The organism is Bhargavaea massiliensis, from assembly GCF_050480245.1.
In the GTDB taxonomy this organism is placed as follows: Bacteria; Bacillota; Bacilli; order Bacillales; family Anoxybacillaceae; genus Anoxybacillus.
Genome location: NZ_JBCNEQ010000017.1, coordinates 56,454 through 63,124, shown reverse-complemented (window position 1 = coordinate 63,124; position 6,671 = coordinate 56,454). Strand labels below are relative to the sequence as shown.

7 protein-coding genes and 1 pseudogene are annotated in these 6,671 nt (G+C 40.0%); 6 read left to right on the top strand and 2 right to left on the bottom strand.

All coding sequences use genetic code 11. The features are described from left to right. Nucleotides 1–61: 61 nt before the first annotated feature. Nucleotides 62–1,231, bottom strand: a pseudogene (locus ABEV15_RS04495) (IS256 family transposase). 76 nt (nt 1,232–1,307) lie between these two features. On the opposite strand from ABEV15_RS04495, the gene ABEV15_RS04490 reads away from it, so the two are divergent. Continuing rightward, nucleotides 1,308–1,550, top strand: coding sequence for a hypothetical protein (locus tag ABEV15_RS04490; protein ID WP_498852472.1), 243 nt, complete (start codon nt 1,308–1,310; stop codon nt 1,548–1,550). 92 nt (nt 1,551–1,642) lie between these two features. Here the strand turns inward: ABEV15_RS04490 and ABEV15_RS04485 are convergent, their stop codons facing one another. Beyond that, entirely contained in the window at nt 1,643–2,446 is an 804-nt protein-coding gene (locus tag ABEV15_RS04485) for an NAD kinase (RefSeq protein ID WP_498852471.1), read from the bottom strand. 125 nt (nt 2,447–2,571) lie between these two features. On the opposite strand from ABEV15_RS04485, the gene ABEV15_RS04480 reads away from it, so the two are divergent. The 5 genes from ABEV15_RS04480 (at nt 2,572) to ABEV15_RS04460 (ending at nt 6,645) form a co-directional block, all read left to right on the top strand. Further along, nucleotides 2,572–3,183 (top strand): DUF2953 domain-containing protein, encoded by a 612-nt coding sequence (locus ABEV15_RS04480; RefSeq protein WP_498852470.1) that lies wholly within the window; start codon nt 2,572–2,574, stop codon nt 3,181–3,183. A 38-nt stretch (nt 3,184–3,221) separates the two neighbouring features. After that, the gene (gene ytfJ, locus ABEV15_RS04475; RefSeq protein ID WP_498852469.1) at nt 3,222–3,650 is read left to right on the top strand and encodes a GerW family sporulation protein; all 429 of its coding nucleotides are present in this window, start codon (nt 3,222–3,224) and stop codon (nt 3,648–3,650) included. 77 nt (nt 3,651–3,727) lie between these two features. Then, nucleotides 3,728–4,234, top strand: a complete 507-nt coding sequence (gene tpx / locus ABEV15_RS04470) for a thiol peroxidase (protein ID WP_003398004.1) — start codon at nt 3,728–3,730, stop codon at nt 4,232–4,234. An 85-nt stretch (nt 4,235–4,319) separates the two neighbouring features. Further along, complete coding sequence (locus ABEV15_RS04465; protein ID WP_498852468.1) at nt 4,320–5,294, top strand: class I SAM-dependent methyltransferase; 975 nt, start codon at nt 4,320–4,322, stop codon at nt 5,292–5,294. Nucleotides 5,295–5,451: 157 nt separating this feature from the next. Next, nucleotides 5,452–6,645 carry an acetate kinase gene (locus tag ABEV15_RS04460; RefSeq protein WP_498852467.1) on the top strand — a complete coding sequence of 398 codons (1,194 nt, stop codon included), beginning with the start codon at nt 5,452–5,454 and terminating at the stop codon, nt 6,643–6,645. The last annotated feature ends 26 nt before the right edge of the window (nt 6,646–6,671 follow it).

The following is a 6,671-nucleotide window of genomic DNA, read 5'->3' as shown; positions in this document are numbered from 1 at the left end:
ATATTCAGTCTCCTGTGGGGAAAGGGAGAATCCCCTTATTTTGTTTATTTGTAGTATTTGGTTAATGATAACGTTCTTCAAACATTCGCTGGAGGACTTCATGCGCTTCGGCAAATCCTCTTAACTTTCGCCCTGCCCATTTCTCATTAAAATCTTGAATGGTTAAATACACGACTTTTTCCGCGGCTTCTAAACTGCTCAAACTGTTCATCAGCTTGAGACGTTTCCGAATTTCCTTGATCGTTCGTTCGATGGCATTCGTCGTGTAAATTACATTTCGAATACTGCTTGGATCATCCATAAATGTAAGGAGGACATCCAACTCATTGGCCCAAGATTGCACTTCTCTTGGATATTTGCTGGACCATTTCGACTCAAACTGTTGAAACATTTGTAACGCCATCTCCTTATTCGGCGCGCGATAAATCAGCTTGAAATCCTCCGCCATTTCGAATTGGTCTTTTTTCCGAACACGGCTGAGGGTGTTGCGGACTTTGTGTACGACACAGCACTGTACATCGGCTTTCGGATACACCGCCTTAAAGGCTTCCTCCAGCCCCGGAAGGCCATCGAATACGCCCAGAAGCACTTCCTTGACGCCTCTTTGGTGGAGGTGTTGAAGAATTTCCTGCCATACATAGGCGCTTTCTTGTCCTCCCACAAAGAAATCCAGAATTTCGCGTTATCCTTCTTCGTTCACTCCTAACACCACATAAATGACTTCTTTCTCCACGGTTTCGCGACGAAATTTTACGTATAAACCATCCAAATATAAGATGGAATAACGCTTGTGCAGTGGACGAGTGCGCCATTTCTCGACGTCTTCCTTCACTACATCGGTAATACGGCTGATCGTCGTAGGAGAATAGGCATTGCCTAAAATTCGTTCGATAAACTTGCCAATTTCCCTCGTACTCATGCCACTTTGATACATTTTGATGATGGCTTCCTCCAGCCAGCCCGTGTGTCGTTGGTAAGGGGCAAACAGCTGCGTTTGAAATTCCCCGTTTCGGTCTCTTGGCACCAAAAGACCTTCAATCCGACCATATTGCGTATCTAGATTTCGTTGATAGTAGCCGTTTCTCATATTCGATGTTCCGGCCTGTTCGATTTCAAGGAAATGTTTGATTTCTTCCCGCATAATCAGTTCTAATTTTTCTTTTACAAACTGACGAATGGCATTTTCCAGTTGATTTGCCCAGTCGACATTCGGTATACTTCTTTTAGACATAGGTAGGGTACTCCTTTCTCTAAGATTTTTGGTCCAATCAGAGAATACCCTACCTTTTTTCTTTTGTTCTAGCAAAATGCTTTACACAAAATTTTATACATCATCTATAGTAGGTGTAATCGGTCGAGTTGGTACAAGCGTAAAAGTGAAAGGAATGTTTGTTCATGAACAACAGTTAAAGCAAGTGATGACGGAAGTGGGATGTCCGACATTCCAAGCCATTGTGACAAGCGAAAACGACCGTGATCAATTAACGATTTACACCGAAAAAGAACTAGGGAAGAAGCGAAGCAAAAAATTAACAACGTCATTCGTGTGACTCCAACATTCGTTTCTGTACATCGTATAAACGAAGAGGAACGCTGCCTCGTTGATCAAAGAAACTGGTAAAAAGAGGCGAAATGCCTCTTTTTACAAAAATGTTCGTTTTACTTTTTCCCAAAATGAATTATCTTTTAATTTGACTGTTTTAATGACTTTTCTGCTTAATGCAATCTCAATTTTTTCGATATGTTGAATACTTAACGCTTCATTATCCATCCCGATAATCGGATAATCGTTGCCATCTTGTACAACTTTTAATGTTAATTTGCGATTTCCGCTTAAAATAAATGATGAACCGAGAGTGCGATAACGGTTATTGTTCAACGACGCTAATTCGCTTACCTGAAAGCAAGGGAGCATCGGATCGACGACTGCCCCATTAACCGATTTATTGTAGGCGGTACTTCCCGTCGGTGTAGCAATGATCATTCCATCCCCACGGAATGTTTCGAAATGCAAGTTGTCAATAAATACGTCCATCACAAACGTTTTAATAATGCTTGAACGAATCGAACATTCATTCAAACAATAAAATGATGTCGAGTCGTTGACTGTGACATAAATCGTTGGATATTTACGCACCTCAATTTGTTCTGTTGTCATTGCTTCAATCATTTTTTCTGTATCGTGAATATGAAAATCACAATACATACTTAATGAACCTGACGTCGAAATACCGGCATATAAGCAGTCATCACGGAAGCCTGTTTTTCTGACGGCTTGTAAAAATGTCCCATCGCCACCTACGCTTACAATAATGTTTGCATGCTTCGCATCGTCCATGACTTGAAATCCATACTGTTTGGCGAGTTCAATAAGCGGTTGGACTTGCTTTGTCGTTTCTTCATCATGTTTATGAAAAAAGTACATGCGATTACGGCGTTCAGTCATTGTTTTCCCTCCGTTAAAATGTCCTCACGTTTATTTTATCATTTATTTTCCATTCATTGCGAATTTATTCGTTTAATTTTGCTCGTTTTTGTCGAAAATGTCATCGGGAAGGAAGTGAAAAACCGATGATTTTTATTATTGCCATCATCTTTGTTGCCTTCTTAACGTCCATTCCTTTTTTACATGTATACATGACGATTCGATTTCAACATGCACAGGATAATGATCAATTCACCATTGATGTTCGTATCCTTCGCATATTTCATTACCGATTTGTTGTTCCGCTCATTGAAATATCGAAAAAGGAAGCTGGAGTAGTGACAGAGCAAAAAACAACGACAGGAAAAGACGAAAAAACAACGTTTACTGTCACCGACGCTCGCGAACTTCTAGCGCAATTGAAGCAATGGCTAAACCAAATCGTTCATTTACATACAATCATGAAAAAGTTTTTGCAACATGTGTCGGTTTTACAGTTTCAATGGCACACACAAATAGGTGTCGGTGACGCGGCAAAAACCGCCGTGGTTGTCGGGGTCGGATGGTCGGTAAAATATTATGTGGTGGCAATGATAAGTAAATATATGAACGTTTGTATCACTCCTTCCATTTCTATCGTTCCTTTTTTTCAAGGAGCAGTATCACGTACGTCGTTTACATGTATGATCCGATTTCGAATCGGTTATGCTATATTAGCAGGACTGAAGGTCGTTAAACATTGGAAAAAAGACATGTGAGTCACAAATGATGTGGACAGTTGTTAGGAGGAATGAAAATGAGTGGACATCCAATTGAAGGATTAATGACGACAGCGATGGAAAACTTAAAGCAAATGATCGATGTCAATACGATTATTGGTGATCCTGTGGAGACACCAGATGGAAGCGTCATTTTAACTGTATCAAAAGTCGGGTTCGGTTTTGCAGCAGGCGGTAGTGAATTTATATTAAATAATGGACATGAGCAACAAAAAGAAGCCCATCCGTTTGGTGGCGGAAGCGGTGGCGGTGTATCGATTACCCCGATTGCCTTTTTAATTGTTAACAGTTCCGGTGTGAAATTGTTGCATGTGGACGAAAGCACGCACTTATACGAGAAAATTTTAGACTTAGCTCCACAAGCGATCGAAAAAATTCAGCAAATGTTCGAGAAAAAAGAAAAACCGAAGCAACAACATAACGGAGCGCCAGGCTTTGATATTTAGTATCAATCGAAATAATTGAATTTTTCATCTAATTACGTTATGATGAGCCTGTATCTTATATAAAGGGGAGGCTTACTATGGCGAAGGTTACATTTAAAGGAAATCCTGTCACGTTAGTTGGCAATGAAGTGAAAGTCGGTGATGCAGCTCCTAATTTCACGGTGCTTGCAAACGACTTATCGCCGGTGACATTAGATGATACAAAAGGATTTGTTCGTTTAATTAGTGTTGTGCCGTCGATCGATACAGGAGTTTGTGATGCACAAACACGTCGTTTCAATGAAGAAGCAGGAAGCATTGAAGGAGTAAAAGTATTAACGATTAGCGTCGATTTGCCATTTGCTCAAAAACGTTGGTGCGCTGCAAATGGATTAGAAAACGTTGTCACGTTATCTGATCATCGCGACGTATCGTTTGGTCAAGCCTACGGTGTGCTTATTCAAGAGTTGCGTTTACTTGCTCGCGCTGTATTTGTCGTTGATCGCAATGATCGTGTGACATATGTCGAGTATGTATCGGAAGCGACAAACCATCCAAACTATGAAGCAGCGATTGAAGCGGCAAAACAAGCGGCTCAACAATAATTGTTTGAGGCTATCTCAAAAAGGGATAGCCTTTTTCGTTTATATTTTTTAAAATAAAATGTCGGACAGAAAGGAGTGAATGATATTGGAAAAGTTATTTACAGTCATTGATGAAACAGCAACATGGCTTCAAGAGGAATTGAAATGCTCTTATTTAGAAGCTGTCGCTGAAACAGGGGAAAATATATTTCATGAAGATGTCTTGCAAGAAGAAGTGAGTGAGCTGTTAAAAAAACGGCTGAAAAAAGCGTACCAATCTATCAGTTTACACGATTGGAAAAATGAACATATTCGTAAAGCGTTGCAATTAGCGATGTTAAAAGGAATGAAGGAATATGTACAGCCTCACCATCAAATGACACCGGATGCAGTATCAGTATTTATCGGTTATTTAGTTGATGAATTTACAAAAACGCATTTTTCACTATCGCTTCTCGATCCTGCCATTGGAACAGGAAATTTAATGACGGCTGTATTAAATCAACTGACGAATAAAAAAGCAAGAAGTTACGGAGCGGATGCAGACGATTTACTATTGAAACTCGCTTATGTGAATGCAAATTTACAACAACATGAAATTCAACTATTCCATCAAGATAGTTTAAAGCCGTTGTTTATTGAGCCGGTTGATGTAGTTGTGTGCGATTTGCCGATCGGATATTATCCAGATGACGAAAACGCCAAGTCGTTTCGCTTACATGCAAAAAGCGGTCATTCATATGCTCATTATTTGTTTATTGAGCAAAGCATTCGTTATACGAAAGAAGGCGGGTATTTGTTTTTCTTAATTCCAAACATGCTGTTCACATCAGACGAATCAAAAGAATTGCATGCACTCATCAAAGAAGAAACGTTTATTCAAGGCTTATTGCAGCTTCCGCTTTCGATGTTTAAAAATGAAAAGGCAGCGAAAAGTATTTTTATTTTGCAAAAGAAAGGTACATATGCAAAAGCTCCAAAACAAGCGTTGCTTGCTCAACTTCCTAGCTTTTCAAATAAGCAGGCGATGCAAGCAATGGTGTTGAAGCTCGAACAATGGCTAAAAGAAAATCGTTCATAATCTTCTGAATATAACAAATATGTGAAGAAAACGTTTTCGTCCAATTTGTATACTTGAAAAGAGCGACGAACGACCCGTAAAATGAGAGACGTACCGATGAAATTCGCATATTTGCATACAATAATTGTGAACGATGTTAAAGGAGCTGTTTAATCAAATGCCAAAAGTCATTGCGATCAATGCAGGAAGTTCTTCGTTAAAATTTCAATTGTTCAACATGCCGAGCGAGGAAGTATTAACAAAAGGTGTTGTTGAGCGAATTGGTTTTGAAGATGCGATTTTTAATATTACAGTAAATGGTGAAAAAATAAAAGAAGTAACGCCAATTCCGGATCATGCGGTTGCTGTAAGAATGTTGCTTGATAAATTAATTGAACTTGGTATTATTCAATCGTTTGACGAAATCGAAGGAATTGGTCACCGCGTTGTACATGGTGGAGAGAAATTTAGCGACTCGGTTTTAATTACAGATGAGACGTTAAAAGAAATTGAAGACTTATCTGATTTAGCGCCATTACACAACCCAGCAAACGTTGTCGGCATTAAAGCGTTTCGTGAAGTGTTACCGAACGTACCAGCTGTTGCAGTATTTGATACAGCATTCCATCAGACGATGCCAGAGCAGTCGTTTTTATATAGCTTGCCATATGAGTATTATGAAAAGTTTGGCATTCGTAAATACGGATTCCATGGCACATCGCATAAATATGTAACACAACGAGCAGCTGAACTATTAGGTCGCCCAATTGAGCAACTTCGTTTAATTTCTTGTCATTTAGGAAATGGAGCGAGCATTGCAGCAGTAGAAGGCGGAAAATCGATTGATACGTCGATGGGCTTTACGCCGCTTGCTGGTGTAGCAATGGGAACACGTTCTGGCAACATCGACCCAGCGTTAATCCCGTACATTATGCAAAAAACAGGGAAAACAGCCGAGGAAGTCATTGATATTTTAAATAAAAAGAGCGGAATGCTCGGCTTAACTGGTTTTTCGAGCGATTTGCGCGATATTGAAGAAGCAGCTTCAAAAGGCGATCGACGTGCAGAATTAGCGCTTGAAGTGTTTGCAGGGCGCATTCATAAATATATCGGTTCATATGCAGCGCGCATGTGCGGTGTGGACGCGATTATTTTCACAGCGGGCATTGGAGAAAACAGCGATGTTGTGCGTGCGAAAGTATTACGTGGCCTTGAATTTATGGGCGTTTACTGGGATCCGGCATTAAATAAAGTGCGTGGCAAAGAAGCGTTCATTAGCTATCCACACTCTCCTGTAAAAGTATTAGTCATTCCAACGAATGAAGAAGTAATGATCGCTCGCGACGTCATGCGATTAGCGAACTTAGCGTAAAAAAGGTGTCCATATAGACACCTTTT

Excerpts from the sequence above, each read along its gene's own strand:
- ytfJ (WP_498852469.1), top strand. The coding sequence starts at position 3,222 with ATGAGTGGACATCCAATTGAAGGATTAATGACGACAGCGATGGAAAAC.
- ABEV15_RS04485 (WP_498852471.1), bottom strand. The coding sequence starts at position 2,446 with ATGACTGAACGCCGTAATCGCATGTACTTTTTTCATAAACATGATGAA.
- ABEV15_RS04480 (WP_498852470.1), top strand. The coding sequence starts at position 2,572 with ATGATTTTTATTATTGCCATCATCTTTGTTGCCTTCTTAACGTCCATT.
- ABEV15_RS04490 (WP_498852472.1), top strand. The coding sequence starts at position 1,308 with ATGCTTTACACAAAATTTTATACATCATCTATAGTAGGTGTAATCGGT.
- tpx (WP_003398004.1), top strand. The coding sequence starts at position 3,728 with ATGGCGAAGGTTACATTTAAAGGAAATCCTGTCACGTTAGTTGGCAAT.
- ABEV15_RS04460 (WP_498852467.1), top strand. The coding sequence starts at position 5,452 with ATGCCAAAAGTCATTGCGATCAATGCAGGAAGTTCTTCGTTAAAATTT.